The organism is Sphingobacterium cavernae (genome assembly GCF_008520265.1).
Classification (GTDB): domain Bacteria; phylum Bacteroidota; class Bacteroidia; order Sphingobacteriales; family Sphingobacteriaceae; genus Sphingobacterium; species Sphingobacterium cavernae.
This window is the reverse complement of sequence record NZ_VIQM01000052.1, coordinates 1-18,011: the sequence shown is the minus strand read 5'-3', so window position 1 is coordinate 18,011 and position 18,011 is coordinate 1. Positions and strand designations below refer to the sequence as shown.

The window sequence follows — 18,011 nt, the reverse complement described above, 5'->3', positions numbered from 1 at the left end:
TTAATCATTTTTGTCATATAGCAATGCGCCACTCACATTCCAAAAGCTTTGACTGTCACCTTCCGCTGGACCTTGTGGTATATGAACTTTCATTTTGTGCTTGCCTGCCTTCAAATCTCCTAAATCAATATAATTAGGATATGTAATCGTCCCTGGACACCAATTCGAACGACTCAAGTCAGATGATGAAAGTCCGCTATCAAAATTGCCTGAAACAGGATTGTACAATCTATAGCTACCACAATCCACACGCCAAGGCGTAAATTGAAATTTCAATTGATCGTTCAAATAGATAGAATTCACTTTTGGAACAAATTCATCTCCATTCCACCACCCACCATGACCAGTCGTAATGTAGCGTAATTTCGCATTTTTGACATCTTCTTTTAGTTCAAATTCAAATTCCAAACCTTTATCAGATCCAAATAATGTTGGGTATGTTTGTCCTCCCATTTCCATCACATTTGTCGTGTTAAACAATGATAGAGCTTCTGTTTTTTTAGCATAATTTGAGTTGCCTGGATGTATTGTTAATTCTAAACTTACGATATGACCACCCTTATCATAATTACCAATATACGTACCGATATAAATTTCTTTACCAGACATTACACCTAAGAATTCGGATATATCTTGACGATAAGTCACTGAATCTTGCCAAGTTTTACCTTTTAAGATCAATCTATCATTGAAGTGAGAAACACCAAAAGGTGTAAAGAATCGCATTAATTCAAATACGGGAGAAAAATTATCTGTGCGTACCATACCTAAATAATCTTTGCCATCGCCTACATCATACTTTGGCAAAGTAGACATCCCGTTTTTCATACCATCAAAAAATGTTACAGGTTGATCTGTTGCAATCATAAACACAGATCCAGTACGGTCATATGCATCTCCATTTGATTTTTCAATCAATTCAATAAATGCTTGACTTTCTTCCAGAAGTTCTGGTATTTTAATTTTTTTCAAAATGACAGTTCCAGCTGCAAAACGTAAAATAGAATCTGATTTTAAATTATCAGGATCAAAACAGATTTTTTCTTGGCTAAAAATGGGAACTTGAATAAATTTACTTTTCCAAACTTCATCTCTGTATGTTAAAATATCCAATACGTGATCTTGTTTTGGTATTTCAAATCCAGCTGGAAAATTTTTAATCTGTTCGATTTTTGCTGCAATAAAGCCACTGTTTCCATTTCTTCGATATTCCAATACCACTCCTTTTGCTATACCAATTTCATTAGGTGAAGCCTTGATCGGTAATTCTTCAGTATAAAAAATTTCAATTGCGTTGGAATTAATAGACGTTGTAGCTTTTTTAGTATTTCGTCCTAAAATGATTTTTCGGTCATTAGCCTCAGTAAATATATTTTTATCAAAAGCGGAGGAATCTGCAGAATATATACTCTTCCTGTTTTGAAAAGTTGATTTTCTATATATTACTTTAGAAGGTAAATCAACAATACTTTGTTCAGCAGTTTGTCTGAAATTATTATTCAATATACTTTCACGTGTGATTACAGTTTTATTTTTATCTGCGAATACTATGATTGGATTGGTTTCAACCACTTGATCGCCGCGGATCGTATGATAAGTTATTTTGTAAACTTGCGCTTGTCCAATGTTTGCAAGACATATTAAAAAACAGATAAATAGAAAATTTTTCATAGTAGGTTTTAATGTGTTTACGTGACTTCAATTATTGTTCCATCTTCAATTGGATGAGATACGCAAATCAGACATCTTCCGCGCTCTACTTCATTATCCGTCAAGACTTCATTATAATTCATTTTTACGCCGCCTTTTACGACTTGTGAAATACAGGTACTACACATACCTGATTTACAAGAATAGGGTAATTTGATTTTGTGAGACAAGCCTACATCTAAAACAGTTTGATTGGCAGGAACCAATAAATTGTAATCTTGTCCATTGAATTTTAAGGTAACATTATATTCAGACGTGTCCTCAATTTCTTCTTCTCTCTCATCATCATCTTCCTCTTCTTCTGGAAAATGAAATGTTTCTCTACGTACATTTTCATCTGGAAAACCCATTCCCAAAAGTGTAAAACGTACTAAATCCATATAAAATAATGGACCACACGTATAAAATAGAGCTTGTGAATGATCTGACTGTAAATGTTGATTAACTAATTCAATCAAATATTCTCTATTTAATCGCGCATATGCTAAATTTTTAGAATTTGACCAAATGAATTCAATATGCAATCGTGTAGGATAACGTTGTTGCCATGTTAGTAATTCATCGTAAAAAACAGTTTTCTCTTTGGATGAATTGCTATAAATTAATACGACTTTACTATTTTTTTCTTCGACAAGAGCTGTTTTCAAAATTGAATAAAGTGGTGTAATACCTACTCCGGCTGCAAAAAGAAAAACGGTTCTAGTAGTATCCACTTCAGGTTCGTACGTGAATAATCCTTGTGGATCTAATACTTCGATTATATCGTTTATTTCGAGCTTGTGATGTAGCAATCGTGAAATTTCTCCATTATCGACGCGCTTCACTGTAATTTCTAACGATTCATTCACTGAAGGAGAACTGCTAAAAGAATAAGACCGTCTAACTTCTCTATCCCCAAACTGAAAATTTAAAGTCAGAAATTGTCCCGCTTTATATGTCGGATATTTACCCGAAAGATCGTTGAAACGAATTGATACAATATCATTTGGCTGTCTGATTATCTCTGATACGCTAAATTCATACATAGACTTAAAGATAAAAATAAATATATCGACAAATAAAAAATCCTGACCACAGGGTCAGGATTTTACAATAATATTATGTGTAAGATTATAACTTACGTTTTACTTCTACTTGTTCGTATGCTTCTACAATATCGCCTACTTGAATATCGTTGAATTTATCAATGTTCAAACCACATTCATAACCGTGTGTTACTTCTTTCACATCATCTTTGAAACGCTTCAATGAAGCCAATTTACCTGTATGAATTACGACACCATCGCGAATGATTCGGATATCATTTTGACGTGTGATTTTTCCGCTTGTAACCATACATCCGGCAATTGTACCCACTTTAGTGATTTTGAAAGTTTCGCGAATTTCAACTTCACCAACGATTTTCTCTTCAAATTTCGGAGCCAACATACCTTCCATCGCTGATTTCAATTCATCAATTGCATCGTAAATGATTGAGTACAAACGAACATCAATTTGTTCAGCTTCTGCTAGCTTACGCGCATTTTGCGTCGGACGAACTTGGAAACCGATAATGATTGCATCTGATGCAGAAGCTAATAATACATCCGACTCCGAAATAGCACCCACAGATTTGTGAATAATATTTACTTGAATTTCGTCTGTTGAAAGCTTCAATAATGAATCCGATAATGCTTCGATAGAACCATCCACATCACCTTTCACAATTACATTCAACTCCTTAAAGTTACCAATTGCAAGACGACGACCGATCTCATCCAATGTAATGTGCTTAGTTGCACGCATACCTTGCTCACGTTGTAATTGAAGACGTTTGTTTGCTACTTGACGTGCTTCAGATTCGCTTTCTAATACATAAAGCTTATCACCTGCTGTCGGAGCTCCAGACATACCTAAGATCTGAACTGGTGTCGAAGGACCAGCTTCTTTCACGCGTTCGCCACGTTCATTTGTTAAAGCTTTCACTTTACCAGAATGTGAACCTGCCAAAATAGCATCACCCACACGTAATGTACCACCTTGAACTAATACAGTAGTCACAATACCACGACCTTTATCTAAAGCTGACTCGATTACTGAACCTACAGCACGTTTTTTAGGATCTGCAGTTAATTCTAATAATTCAGCTTCTAATAATACTTTCTCTAATAATAAATCAACGTTTTCACCTGTCTTAGCAGAAATTTCTTGCGCTTGGTATTTACCACCCCAATCTTCTACTAAAATGTTCATAGCTGATAATTGCTCACGTATTCTATCTGCATTTGCACCTGGCTTATCTACTTTAGTGAAAGCAAATACAATTGGTGAACCAGCAGCTTGTGCGTGGTTTATTGCTTCTCTTGTCTGAGGCATCACAGCATCATCCGCAGCAATAACGATAATTACGATATCCGTTACTTTAGCACCACGAGCACGCATCGCAGTAAAGGCTTCGTGACCTGGAGTATCTAAGAACGTGATTTTCCGACCATCATCTAATTTCACGGCATAAGCACCAATATGTTGTGTAATACCACCTGCTTCACCTTTAGTTACGTTTGCTTTACGTACGTAATCTAGTAAAGACGTTTTACCGTGATCGACGTGACCCATTACCGTTACAATTGGCGCACGAGGAATTAAATTCTCTTCGCTATCCGCCTCTTCTAATTCAGCAACTTCTTCATCTTCTGGTTTAATAAACTCTACTTGATACCCGAATTCATCAGCAACGATTGTTAAAGTTTCTGCGTCTAAACGTTGATTAATAGACACAAACATACCTAAACTCATACATGTCGCGATAATCTGCGTAACTTGAACATCCATTAAATTAGCTAATTCATTTGCAGTAACGAATTCCGTTACACGCAAAACTTTAGCCATTAATTCTTGTTCCATTGCTGCCTCTTCTGCAGAAAGTGCTATATCATCACGTTTTTGACGACGAAGTTTTGCACGTTGCGCAAATTTACCAGACTTACCAGCCCCACTCAAACGAGCAAGTGTAGCTTTGATTTGATCTTGAATTTGTTTTTCTGATAACTCTTCTTTTGGAGCGTCATTTCTTCCGCCTTTTCCTCTGTTATCAAATCTACCCCTATTTGCAGGATTATTACCTCCTGGACGGTTGATGTTATTGTTATTACCTCTTGGACCGCCTTGTTGAGAACCTCCTGGTCTATTTTGACCTGGCTGTCCTGGTTGACCACCTTGTTGTCTATTTTGACCATAAGGACCACTTCCTTGCGGTCTATTTTGACCACCTTGCTGGTTGTTTTGATCATTTGGAGATACAGGAGTACCTGGTTTATTCGTACGCTTACGCTTACGTTTATTGTCTTGATTCGAATTCGATGAAGATGCTACAGGTTTTTCTTTAGGTTTAAAAGTTGGTAATTCAATCTTACCAATTACTTTAGGACCTTCTAATTTTTCTGAGCGCGCACGAATTACGTCATCTACAGGTTCTTTCTTTACAGGAGGAGTTACTGCCACTACAGGAGTAACTGGTACTTGTGCTGCCGGCTTTTGCTCTTGTTTCTCCACTGCTTTTGACTCTACTTTTGGAGCCACAACTTCTTGTACAGGCTTTACCTCTTCCTTAACAGGAGCTACAACCTCTACTTTTTCAACTGGTACAGGTTTCACCTCTACTTTTGGTTCTTCTTTCACCTCTTCTTTGATAGGTTCTGGTTTAGGCTCTTCCTTTTTTTCTACCACTGGAGTCACTGGAGTTTCTGCTGGTTTTTGAGCGATAGGTTCCTCTACCTTTTTAGGTTTTGGTTTATTCAAACTATCTAAATCAATTTTGCCAACAACTTTTAAAGAACCGGTATTTGATTCCTCTTTCTCTTCTTTCACAGGCTCTTCTTTGCTAGCTGCTGGAGGAGTTACTAAAGGACTTTTAATTAAAATTTCTTTTTCAACTTCATCATTTTTTGAAGTAGATGACTCTTGGGAAGGAGCAGAACTTCCTGATGAAGGAGTTTCTTCACGACGAATCTTGCCAATTACAATTTGTTTAGCTTCATCCTTTGCGATTTTATCTCCCTGAAATTTACGCAAAAGAACATCGTACATATCCGCAGCTAATTTGGTGGTAGGCTTTGCTTCTACGTCAAATCCCTTTTCCTTCAAATAATCAACTGCAGTACCAATACCAATATTAAGCTCTTTTGCTGCTTTAAGTAAGTTTATGCTTTTACCTTCTGTCATCTAATATTAACCTTCTAAAAATTCTGTTCTTTACAAAAATATGATTTTTTCGCACGCATTTAACAAATATTTACATTTTCTATGTAACATATTTTGACTACTGAGTTTTATTCAAACTCAGTAGCTAAGATGCGAACGATTTCTTGTATTGTATCTTCTTCTAAATCTGTACGACGTACTAATTCCTCATGTGACAATGCTAAAACTGATTTTGCACTATCCAAACCTACACGCTTCAATTCATCAATGATCCAGCTGTCGATTTCGTCTGAGAATTCTTCGATATCCACATCCTCCTCAACTTCGTCATTTTCGCGGTATACGTCGATTTCATAACCTGTCAATTTACCTGCCAATTTGATATTGTGACCACCACGACCAATTGCCAATGACACTTGATCCGGTTTCAAATAAACTGCAGCTGTTTTGTTCTCATCATCAATTTTGATGGACGTGATACGAGCTGGGCTCAATGCACGTGTGATATACAATGATGCATTTGTCGTGAAGTTGATTACGTCGATGTTTTCATTACGCAACTCGCGCACGATACCATGAATACGTGAACCTTTCATGCCCACACATGCTCCTACTGGGTCAATACGATCATCGTAAGACTCTACAGCTACTTTAGCACGCTCTCCTGGTTCGCGAACAATTTTCTTGATTGTAATCAAACCGTCGAAGATCTCAGGAACTTCTAATTCAAACAAACGTTGTAAAAATTCTGGTGCTGTACGTGAAATAATAATCTTAGGATTACTATTCATCATATCCACCTTATATACTACGGCGCGTATGCTATCACCCTTTTTGAAGTAATCTGCTGGGATTTGCTCCGTTTTTGGCAATAACAATTCATTACCATCTTCATCCAATACTAAGATTTCTTTTTTCCAAATTTGGTAAACTTCACCGATTACCAATTCGCCTTCACGATCTTTGTATTTTTTGAACACTTCATCTTTCTCTAATTCCAAAACTTTAGATACTAAAGTTTGACGAGCAGCCAATATAGCACGACGTCCAAAGCTTTCTAAAGTAATCTGTTCGATGTAATCATCACCAACTTCCAAATCTGGATCATACTGGTGTGCATCTGCCAATTCGATTTCTAAATCATCGTCTTCTGAGAAACCATCTTCCATCACGACACGCGTTCTCCAAATTTCCAAGTCACCATTATCTGGATTCACGATAACGTCAACATTCTCGTCTGTGCCGAAACGTTTACGAATCATACTACGAAATACTTCTTCAAGTACTGTGATTACCGTCGGACGGTCAATATTTTTGAACTCTTTAAACTCCTGAAAAGAGTCAATCAAATTAATATTGGTGCTGCTCATTTTATTTAAATGAAATTAAAACTCTTGTTTCCTTTATTTGATCTAATGGCAATATCGCTTCCTTTAATTCAGCTTTTTTGCCCTTTTCTTTCACTTTTTCTTCGATGGTAACTTCGGTTGCTGTTACTGCAATAAGTTTACCCTCTTTTTTATCTCCATTCGCTAATTTAACACGAACATCCCTTCCGATATTTTTATCGTATTGACGTTGCATTGTTAATGGCGAATCAATACCAGGAGAAGAAACTTCTAAGCGATAAGCATTCTCTATAACATTTTCTTCTTCCAAATGAAAACCAACATGTCTGCTTACTGCCACACAATCGTCAATTGAAATCCCATTATCACCATCTAACAAAATGGATAGAATCCCATTTTTTAACATAGTAATATTAACGATAAAAAGTTCGGGACGATCGGCGATTTTCTCTTCTACTAATTCTCTAACGCGTTTTTCAATCTGCATATTTTTCAAAATTGAATTAAAAAAGGGGGCATTCCATGCCCCCTTCCTTTCAGATATTGCAAATATACATAATTATTATATAAGCAAGAAATTTTCTCATACTATTTTTTCGTTTCAACGACTGAATTAATCGTTTTTTGCATTTGTGCCATCATACTTGTCAACGACTCTATGGTCGGTTCAGCACTTGGCTCAGGAAATTCTGTTGAAATATAAGCCTTCGCTTTCCACACTTCTACAATATCTGTAGGTTCTACCCAATATGAATCGTATACTTTATTATCCGATACTAATTTTAGCCCCTTATCATCTTTATATTTAAATGCAACACGTTTGTATACTACACCTTCATCTTTTGAAATGATGACATATGTTTGTCCAGGTTTTATATCATGCCAATTCTCAACATATTCGCCAATTACAATAGACCCACTAGGTAACGGCAACATAGAGTCTCCTTTAATCTCAAATGCTCTATAAGTACCTTGATTAAACATTGGCAAAGAAAAACGAGGTAATTCCTTTACATATTCAGGATCGCCATAGCCATTTAAATAACCCGCGCTAGCCTTTACTGGCACCAGCTCTATATTTTCGCGATCTTCAGCATCAACAGTCACCGAAAGTACGCGCAAGTTTGAAGAGTTACCTTTTGCCACAGGTTTCCACTTCTCATCAATCACATCATTAGCCAATTCATCCATACTCAACCCATAATATTCAGCTATTTTTTTTAGCAATTCGTATTTGGGCTCCGCACGATCCTCTTCATACGCACCTACTGAAGCGCGCTTAATTTCCATTAAATCAGCAAACTGCTGCTGTGTTAAACCGTTTCTCTTTCGAAGAAACTTCAAATTGGAAGCAATATTTGACATTATATTTTTTTTCAAAACTATTTGTGAATACTAAAATTATTAGTATTATTGTGCCAATAAAATTAGTAAACATATTTTGCAAACCCAAATATTTTAGTAAAAACATGAAAAAGCATATTGTATATATCACGACAGACGCAAATAGAGTATATGTTGAGGCTGGTTATTGCCAAGACATTAGCCTGAAATTATTTGAATTGCAGAATGCAGCAAACTCTTTTATGATTCGAGGACCAAAATTCACGCGTATCGTGCATACTGAAGAATTTGAGACATACGAAGCTGCGGAAAGAAGAAAAAATGAATTGAATAGCTATACGCGCATGCAACAAGAGAAATTAATACGTAGATATAACCCCAATTGGTTAGGTATGCATAAAGTTGATAGCACTATAATGAATAAAGCTGCTGCTTATGCCTAAACATAAACAACAGCTTTTAACAACCTTAACGTATATCGCAATGTTGGTTTATTGACTACCAACCTGGAGCGAAGTTTAAACCGAATGTTCCAATTTTAGACTTAGTTTTTTGGAATGGAATCGCATAATAAGGTTCTAATATCATAGCCCCAAATAAATTAATACGTAGTGATACCCCTGCACTAAATACAGGTACCCGTACATTAGGATCAAACATTTTAAGCGGTTGGTTATCCGACCCTAAAATGACATTTCCGCTTTCATCGACCACGTTAATTTTGTCCTCATCTGTACGGCTCATCTTGATAGTATTACCACCGTACCAAGCCATACCAGCATCTACAAAGAAATTTAAATCTGAAAACAATAAGCCAGATTTAACAAGTGCTAACTTTTCAGGTCCTGTGAATGGAATACGTACTTCGAAATTACCAACAGCCATCCTTGATCCAGACAATTCAGAAAATCCAATATTACCAGTCACATCTACATTTCCACTTTCGTATCCACGAATCAAATATGGATAACCGATATACAGCGGATACAATGCGCTTTCGTCTTTTCCAACTCGCATATAGGAATATAAACGCGCTGCAATCGTAACAGGTTTATAGCGATTATATTTACGCAAATCCACATTAAGAGCAGTAAAATTATAATCTCCAAAATATTGCTCTGCTCCTAAACGGTATCTAAAACCTTGCAGTGGAGAAGTTATACCAAAAACCGTATTATCTCCTACAAAACCAGAATTTATTTGTTGAATGACAAATGGTTTGAAATTGCCTCCAAGTAATTGAGAAGCTTCTTCATTAGTTATTCTCTGTCTATCGCCATATCCGTAATAGTAACTTTGTCTCCATTTATCCACCCGATAGCCGTAGCGAGAAAGAGCAGCTCCCACCTCAAAACGATGATGTCGATTAAATGGATAGGCTACAAAAGCTTCTGCTTGCGTTTGGAAAGTACGAATCATATACGTGCTAATCGCTAACTCAGGACCATTACCAAAATTTTCTGTACCATATTGCGAAAAACCTGTCATATATGGGATATGGGATAGCGCTCCACCCCAATTAAGTCGGCTTCGCTGATTAATGTAAGCAACTTGTCCACCGAAATCATAAATCTCACCGTTGATATTTAACGCAGCAAAAATTTGATTGTAACCTAAAATATCAGAAAACTGCCCTTGAATACCTGAGCTTATCCCAGCACCATATCGTGAACCAACAGACATACCAACCCCAGAATTAGCTAGATAATCCAACTTGAATTTTGGAGTGTAAGCAATATTACTAATTTGATTATCCGAAATACGTTCAAAAACATTGAAATTAGTTAAGTTTCTATTTACAACATTCACCCCACGATCGACATTTGGTGGCAGTATTGCTGCTGTCATATCTACATCGTGAACAGACACAGCAACAGGTTCAAATTCTGAAATATTAGCTTTATAAATATTGTATTTTTTCTTTTTGAAAAATGAATAAACAATTTCATCGTTAGCCGATACAGATATAGCAGGCGAATACTCTGTAATACCTGAAATCCCTGTAAAGTAATCTGTCAAACGTTCCACCGAATTTGATCTCAAATGATATCTATATAAATTTCTATACCCATCACTATTAGATAAGAAAAATACCGCTGTACCGTCTGCTGAAAATTGTGGATTCAAATTATTTGCTCCTGGGAAAACATCTATATTTTGAATCTTACCAGAGGATATATCATACAATGCAAGATTCATAGGAATGGTCACGGAACGACTATCACTCTGTAATGCTAAACGATCCGTACTAAAAACAATATACCTTCCATCTCGCGAATAGTTTGGCTGATAATCAGAGTATACATCGTTGGTTAATTGCGTCAACTTTTTTGTGTTGATATTGTATGTATATAGATCAGAATGGCCATTAACTAAACCCGAAAATGCAACCGCTTCTCCATCAGGAGCCCATGCGATATTAGCAAATTCAACTATATCTCCCATAGCTTCTACCAGTTCAGGATTTCCTGTCTCCACATTTACGACCATGAGTTTATTCTTTCCCTGAGAAAACACAGAAAAGGCAAATTTCTTGGAATCAGGAGAAAAAGACCCTGCGGATTCTAGAAAACTAAATTCATCAATATCTTTATTTGTGAGTTTACTACCTAATTTTCGTATCCGCTTACCCGTCTTTGCATCCGCTAGATACAAGTCAATACTAAATAAATCTTGTTCCGATAGATAAACCACATACTTTCCGTCAGGAGAAATGGTTGGAGATAGATTCATCGACCCAGCATTATTTTGATTAATCAAATTAATACCTATAGGTCTTGTTGTCGTATCTTTTCCTGAATTACGATAAGCCTGCTCCATGCTGTTTTTCCACAGTGTAGACATCGTTTGTGCATCGTAACCAAATACTCTTCGCATAGCGAACTCATAACCGTATTTTGCCGTTTCGATAAACAGCGGCATAATAACCGTATCGCCATAAGTAGAACCAATGAAAGACCAAAATGCTTGACCATAACGATATGGAAAATAATCGTACGACTGCTCTGTCAATTGTTTTAAAGATGGAATGTCTTTGTGAAGGTAGGCGTCTCGCATCCACATTGATGTAAAAGCATCTTTCTTACCAATTGAAAAGTATTCAGCCATACCTTCAATCATCCACAAGGGAATATTGCCTATATTTTCAAGTCTTGTAGAATCGCCGCCTTCCATTATTACGCGATATTGGAACGCGTGGACCATCTCGTGCCCTAGTACATGTCGCGTCTGCTGATTAATCTGCATAATCGGCATAATAACACGTTGCTTAAACGCTTCTGTAACCCCGCCTGTACCGACTGAAATATCTCCTCGTATTGCTGTAGTTTGTTGGAATTCGGGATGATTGTTGTAAAATATAATTGGATTTTTGCGCGCAAAAGTATCCTGAAACACTTGCTGATGCATATCATACCATACCTCTGATTCTTTGGCTAGCCAGCGCATCATCGTATCATTTTCTAAATAATAGTATATATTAAAGTGTGGTGTATCATATACTTTAAAGTTCAGTTTTTTGTATCGCATTTTATTTTGACCAAAATACTGCGCTTGCACCGCCCCACTAAAGACTATCATTAATGCTAAAAAATTGATAATCCGATACAAATATTTCTTATTTAACAAACTCATAATAATTTAGTTAGTATTGTAAATTTAAATATTTAATACTTATTGTTCTTCATTAGTTGATTGCTCTGTTGTATTTTGTGAACCTTCTAATGGTTCAATTTGCAATTCACCTTCGTCGACATCTGCAGTGCTATCAGCTGGAGCCGAATAAATTACTCTTGGTGTAGGACATTTGTAAGTTTTTGTAATTTCAACTTTTGGCTCAGGGAATTTACCGAAAGTTACGCCTAATTCTGGATGTTTGTATACTTCTTCCATAAATGCCGCGTAAATTGGGAGTGCAGTTTTAGACCCCTCACCTGTCGCTGAATTTTTAAAGTGAATACTTTGTTCATCACAACCTACCCAAACACCTGCTACTAAATCTTTTGTAACGCCCATATACCATGCATCGACGTAGTCTGAGGAAGTACCAGTCTTACCACCTATCTCGTTATTTTCTTTGAATAAATCCCATTCCCATAATGCTTGAGATGTACCTCTTGGCTCCTCAAGAGTTCCGCGCAACATGTAGGTCATCAGCCATGCATTTTCAGGACTAATTACTTGCTTATGCTCTGTTTGAAATAATGCGATAAGATTACCTTCCTGATCAACGATTTTTGAAACTAAAATTGGTTCTGTCGTTTTTCCAGCATTCATAAAAGTACTGTACGATTTCACCATCTCGTAAACCGATACATCATTCGATCCCAATCCTACAGAAGGTACTGCTTGCAGCTTGCTGTCAATTCCAGTTTTGTGCGCCATCTCAACAACTTTATCCGCCCCGACTATCTCAGTCAATTGTGCCGTAATTGTATTTAAAGAACGTGCTAAAGCGTGTCGTAAAGTCATATCGCTATACGATATAGACCAGTCGGCATTCTTTGGCTCCCAAGTTTCAGGCCCGTCCTTACCTATAAACTCAATTTTCACAGGTTTGTCCGTTAATTTATCACAAGGTGTCATTCCAGATTCCAGTGCTGCCAAGTAAGCAAATGGTTTAAAAGTAGACCCAGCTTGCCTTTTTGCTTGATTAACGTGGTCAAATTTATAATACTGGTGATTAATACCCCCTACCCACACTTTTATTTCACCGTTATAAGGATTCATCGCCATCATCCCTGTATTTAGCATCATTACATAATGTCTCAACGAATCCATAGTAGAAAAGTTTACTTTTTCCATGCCATCCCAATTAAAAACTTCCATTTCCTTCTTGTTATTTAGCACTTGAAATACACTATCCTCGTTATTATTGAAGCGTTCCATCAAACTCTTATACACAGAAAGCTTTCGCGCTTGGTTTTCTAAAAATTCTGGAATAACATTTCCGTCTTTGTCACGCCATGGTTCACTGTCACCCCATGTATTTTTTAATCTACGCTGAAGTTCTTTCATTTTAGTAGCCATTACTTGCTCTGCAATTTTTTGCATACGCGAATCAATGGTTGTATAAATTTTTAAACCAGCTTTATTGATATCTATTTCATTGTCTTGACTCCATTTATCCAACCATCTGTATACAGCTGAACGCAAATACGAATCATTCGAATCATCATTATCTTGAAAGCTTAAGTCTAATTTTAACGAGTCTTGTGCTAATTGTGCTACTTCACCTTCCGTAATATATCCTGCTTTTTGCATTTGTGAAAGCACAGTATTGCGCCTCTGCAATGCATTTTTCGGATTACGAATGGGGTTATAGATAGTTGTTCCTTTTAGCATACCAATTAATAAAGCGCCTTCATTTGTGCTCAGTGCAGATGGTAATTTATTAAAGTATCGAAGAGAAGCAGATTTTATGCCGTAAGCATTATTGCTAAATGAAACTGTGTTCAAATACATTGTTAAAATGTCTTGCTTGGAGTATTTACTTTCCAATTTGTATGCAGTCATCCATTCCTTATATTTGGTTGTCAATATACGAACACCAGGAATTTTGCTTAAGTAACCTTGAGAATGCGCATATCGTGTCTTAAAAAGATTCTTAGCTAATTGCTGTGTAATTGTACTTCCACCACGTTGGTCTCCCTTAATAGTTGAAATAATACCCGAAGCAAGTCCTAAAAAATCTACTCCATTATGTTTATAAAAACGAATATCTTCAGTAGCTATTAATGCGTTCACAACCTCTGGCGCAATACTATCGAAAGCAACAGGATCGCGATCTTCATCAAAATAACGACCAATTAACACAGAATCAGCGGTATACAATTCTGACGCAACATTGAGTGTGGGCATCACAATATCCTTTTGTGTAGGAGAATAACCAAATAATCCTAAGAAATTAAGTTGAACGGCACAAGTTAGTAATACAATACAATAAATACCTATAATTATGTATCGTAGAAATCGATTTTTAACACGTCTAAACATAGGGTAAATATGACAAAAATGTTTGGTAAAATACTATACAATCAACATTTAAATAAATTCATATTTATAAAATTAACGAATTTTAACATTCTTTGTTTTACGATAAATTGTACTTTTTCAAATACTTCAGCAGTGAAGCATTGACGTCATTAAAACATCTATATACGAAGGTTAATGAAATTCATAATATTTGACTAAATTTACCTAGCATTTAACTAACGACATGTTAAAACAAACATTACAACAAAAGTTATTACAGAAACTATCTCCGCAGCAGATTCAATTTATAAAGCTACTGCAAGTGCCTACGGCTTCTTTGGATACACGTATCAAAGAAGAGTTGGAAGAAAACCCTGCGCTTGAGGATGCGAGTCTCGCTAATATGAATGATCCAATAGAAGATTATCCAGATAAAGATCCAGATGATTACGATAATAAAAGTGAGGACAGTTTTGATGAGGAATTTTCATTAGAAGAGTATATTCAAGAAGACGATTTCAAGGACTACGGCAACAACTATAATAGTGATGATGATGACGAGCAGAAGGAAATACCTATTGCAATTCAAGATTCATTTTTCGAAAAGTTGCAAAACCAACTTGATTTACTTGCGCTTACCGACAAACAATATTTAATAGGTAATCAAATTATCGGTAGTTTGGATGATGACGGCTATCTCCGTAGACCGATTTTATCCCTGATAGATGACCTTGCTTTCTCCCAAAATGTGATAGCCGAAGAGGAAGAAATGGAAGAAATGTTGAACGTAATTCAAGAGTTTGAACCTGCCGGCATTGGTGCGCGTGATTTGCAAGAATGTTTGTTGATTCAATTAGGAAAGAAGGATCAAGAAAGCTTAATTGTAAAAAAAGCCATTGATGTAGTTAAGAATTATCTGGAAGAATTCACAAAAAAGCACTACGACAAAATTGAAAAGCAGCTTAACGTTACTTCAGAAGAATTAAAAGAAATCATTAATGAAATATTAAAACTGAATCCAAAACCAGGAGATTCAGCAGCTGTAGCTGGTAAACAATTGCAAATAATTCCAGATTTTCACATTAGTAATAATGATGGTATTTTGCATTTGACATTGAATGGTCGAAATGCACCAGAACTTCGTGTATCTCGTACGTATCAAGGCATGTTTGAGCATTACGAAAAGGCAGAAAAGACCGATAAAAAGATGAAGGAAGCTGTGCAATTCGTTAAATCGAAACTGGATTCTGCAAAATGGTTTATCGACGCGATCAAACAAAGACAACAGACGCTTCTGAAAACAATGAATGCCATTATGAAATACCAATACGAGTATTTCTTAACGGGTGATGACCGCATGTTGAAACCAATGATTCTAAAAGACATTGCGGAAGAAATTGATATGGATATTTCAACGGTTTCGCGTGTAGCAAACTCAAAATACGTGCAAACGGAATTTGGAACGTTTCTTCTCAAATCCTTTTTCTCAGAGGCAATTCAAACCGATTCGGGCGAAGAGGTTTCGAATAAAGAAGTTAAGAAAATATTAGAGGAATGTATTGCCAATGAAGACAAACGCAAGCCACTAGCTGATGAAAAGCTCACCGAAATACTAAAAGATAAAGGATATACTATTGCGCGTCGCACAGTCGCAAAATATCGAGAGTCAATGAATATCCCTGTAGCTAGATTAAGAAAGGAATTATAGAAATATAATTCCTTTCTTATTAAATTATAAATTGCTTTGATCTGCGACCAGATCTCTGCTAAACCAAAATCGAGTAGGAAGATAGGGATTATTTCCCTATCTGTCCCCTCACACCTGGCATACGGATCCGTACCAAGGCGGTTTGTTAGAATAACGTAGTTTGATGTGCTGTTCTCCAGTAATAGTAGTCTGCAAATCCTTCGTAACCTAATTTAGTAAAGTATGAGTTTGTTAGCGTTGTTTGAAGGATAGGACTTGTCCCTGTTCGCGTATAGGATTTTACGGGTGTTCGCATGTTGATAGGCAAGCCAGCGTTTGGCTCCCAGTTTCATTAAGTTACCAATTCGATTACCTGTGGTCTTCCATTGTTTCCAAAGCAGAACACGCAAGCGTCTTCGCACTAGTTTATCCAGTGCTACCATCACCTTCTTATTCGTTGCTATACGAAAGTAATTCACCCAGCCCTGAGTAATTTGCCGTAGTTTAGTCAGTCGCTCATGCATAGGAGTAACTGTATTACGTCGAGTATTTTGACGTAACTTCTCTCGGATTCGTTCGATACTCTTTGCAGAGATACGAATCTGCCAGTATCCTTGAGTTTTGAAGAAACTAAAGCCCAGTAAACTACTTTGGGAAGGTCTGCTTACCTTACTCTTTTCACGGTTCACCTTCAGCTTTAGTGTAGATTCGATGTAGCTGGTGATGTTGCCCATAATACGAGTCGCGAATTTATTACTCTTCGTGTAGATACTAGCTTCATCTGCATAGCGTACAAATCTATGTCCACGGGAGCTGAGTTCCCTGTCCAGTTCATCCAGGATGATGTTTGACAAAAGTGGACTTAAAGGACTGCCCTGGGGGGGGGTGCCCTTGGTTCGCTTTTGTTCAAGACCATGATCCATAATCCCACAACGAAGGTATTTCTCGATCGGGGCTAGTACTCGATGATCCGTAATCTTCTTGCTCAAAAGATGCATCACTTTGTCGTGGTTCACTTGATCGAAGAATTGCTCCAGATCAAGTTCAACGACCCACGTGTAGCCCAAGTTCAGATAATCTTGTGCTTTACTGACGGCCTGATGAGCATTACGATTCGGACGGAAGCCGTAGCTGTTATCGTGAAAATCACCCTCATACTTTAACCCAAGCCATTGGGAAATGCTTTGCTGAATAACACGGTCGATGACCGTTGGGATACCCAGCATACGCTTGCCGCCACTTGCTTTGGGAATCTCTACTTTCCGAACAGCTTGTGGGCGGTAAGTGCCAGAGAGAATATCCGACCGAAGAGGGTGCCAGTGCGTGTTAAGGTAGTCACGAAGATTATCGATCTGCATACCATCAACTCCGCTAGCACCTCCATTAGAGATGACACGATCAACTACGTGTTTGACATTTCGGATGTGTAATATCTCTTCCAACATAGTATTACTGAAAAAAAAACTCAGGCATTGTGTCCACTTCGTTGCACGACTCAGCTAAGCTCCTCTTGCATTTTACTATCAGTTTCCGACCTATCCTCATGCAAGCAGTTCTCTTAAGTGGTTCGGCTTTTAGCGCTTCGTCATAAACTTATTGGTTCCTTTGCCATTCTAACATTCAGACCTTCCCCTGTATAAAGTAGAGAAACAGGGTACTAGTCGAGTAGATAAGGACATTTCAGTCCAAACCTCTCACAGAACCGTGCGTAAAGATCTCCCTTTACACGGCTCTTATTATCCAACCGACAACTTTATCCCTATATACCA

Annotated in this window: 11 protein-coding genes; 2 read left to right on the top strand and 9 right to left on the bottom strand. The window is 37.0% G+C overall.

What is annotated here, in order from left to right; genetic code table 11:
* The 6 genes from FLS47_RS10240 to FLS47_RS10215 form a co-directional block, all read right to left on the bottom strand.
* Positions 1–1,671: a PNGase F N-terminal domain-containing protein gene (locus tag FLS47_RS10240; protein WP_149914280.1), complete on the bottom strand. Its 1,671-nt coding sequence runs from the start codon at positions 1,669–1,671 to the stop codon at positions 1–3.
* Between the two features lie 17 nt (positions 1,672–1,688).
* Entirely contained in the window at positions 1,689–2,735 is a 1,047-nt protein-coding gene (locus FLS47_RS10235; RefSeq protein ID WP_149914279.1) for a flavin reductase family protein, read from the bottom strand.
* Positions 2,736–2,820: 85 nt separating this feature from the next.
* Entirely contained in the window at positions 2,821–5,910 is a 3,090-nt protein-coding gene (gene infB / locus FLS47_RS10230) for a translation initiation factor IF-2 (RefSeq protein WP_149914278.1), read from the bottom strand.
* Between the two features lie 107 nt (positions 5,911–6,017).
* The gene (gene nusA, locus FLS47_RS10225; protein ID WP_149914277.1) at positions 6,018–7,259 is read right to left on the bottom strand and encodes a transcription termination factor NusA; all 1,242 of its coding nucleotides are present in this window, start codon (positions 7,257–7,259) and stop codon (positions 6,018–6,020) included.
* Between the two features lies 1 nt (position 7,260).
* On the bottom strand, positions 7,261–7,725 hold the full coding sequence (gene rimP / locus FLS47_RS10220) for a ribosome assembly cofactor RimP (RefSeq protein WP_149914276.1): 465 nt from the start codon (positions 7,723–7,725) through the stop codon (positions 7,261–7,263).
* Between the two features lie 101 nt (positions 7,726–7,826).
* Complete coding sequence (locus FLS47_RS10215; protein ID WP_149914275.1) at positions 7,827–8,603, bottom strand: XRE family transcriptional regulator; 777 nt, start codon at positions 8,601–8,603, stop codon at positions 7,827–7,829.
* 104 nt (positions 8,604–8,707) lie between these two features.
* Between FLS47_RS10215 and FLS47_RS10210 the strand changes: the two genes are divergently transcribed.
* The gene (locus tag FLS47_RS10210) at positions 8,708–9,025 is read left to right on the top strand and encodes a GIY-YIG nuclease family protein (RefSeq protein WP_149914274.1); all 318 of its coding nucleotides are present in this window, start codon (positions 8,708–8,710) and stop codon (positions 9,023–9,025) included.
* Between the two features lie 55 nt (positions 9,026–9,080).
* On the opposite strand, the gene FLS47_RS10205 is transcribed toward FLS47_RS10210, so the two are convergent.
* On the bottom strand, positions 9,081–12,215 hold the full coding sequence (locus FLS47_RS10205) for a tolB protein precursor (RefSeq protein ID WP_223225226.1): 3,135 nt from the start codon (positions 12,213–12,215) through the stop codon (positions 9,081–9,083).
* A gap of 39 nt (positions 12,216–12,254) precedes the next feature.
* Positions 12,255–14,576 (bottom strand): transglycosylase domain-containing protein, encoded by a 2,322-nt coding sequence (locus FLS47_RS10200; protein WP_149914273.1) that lies wholly within the window; start codon positions 14,574–14,576, stop codon positions 12,255–12,257.
* A 223-nt stretch (positions 14,577–14,799) separates the two neighbouring features.
* Between FLS47_RS10200 and rpoN the strand changes: the two genes are divergently transcribed.
* Positions 14,800–16,263, top strand: a complete 1,464-nt coding sequence (gene rpoN, locus FLS47_RS10195; protein ID WP_149914272.1) for an RNA polymerase factor sigma-54 — start codon at positions 14,800–14,802, stop codon at positions 16,261–16,263.
* 212 nt (positions 16,264–16,475) lie between these two features.
* Here rpoN and ltrA read toward each other — a convergent pair whose 3' ends face one another.
* Entirely contained in the window at positions 16,476–17,687 is a 1,212-nt protein-coding gene (ltrA, locus tag FLS47_RS10190; RefSeq protein WP_223225225.1) for a group II intron reverse transcriptase/maturase, read from the bottom strand.
* Between the last annotated feature and the right edge of the window lie 324 nt (positions 17,688–18,011).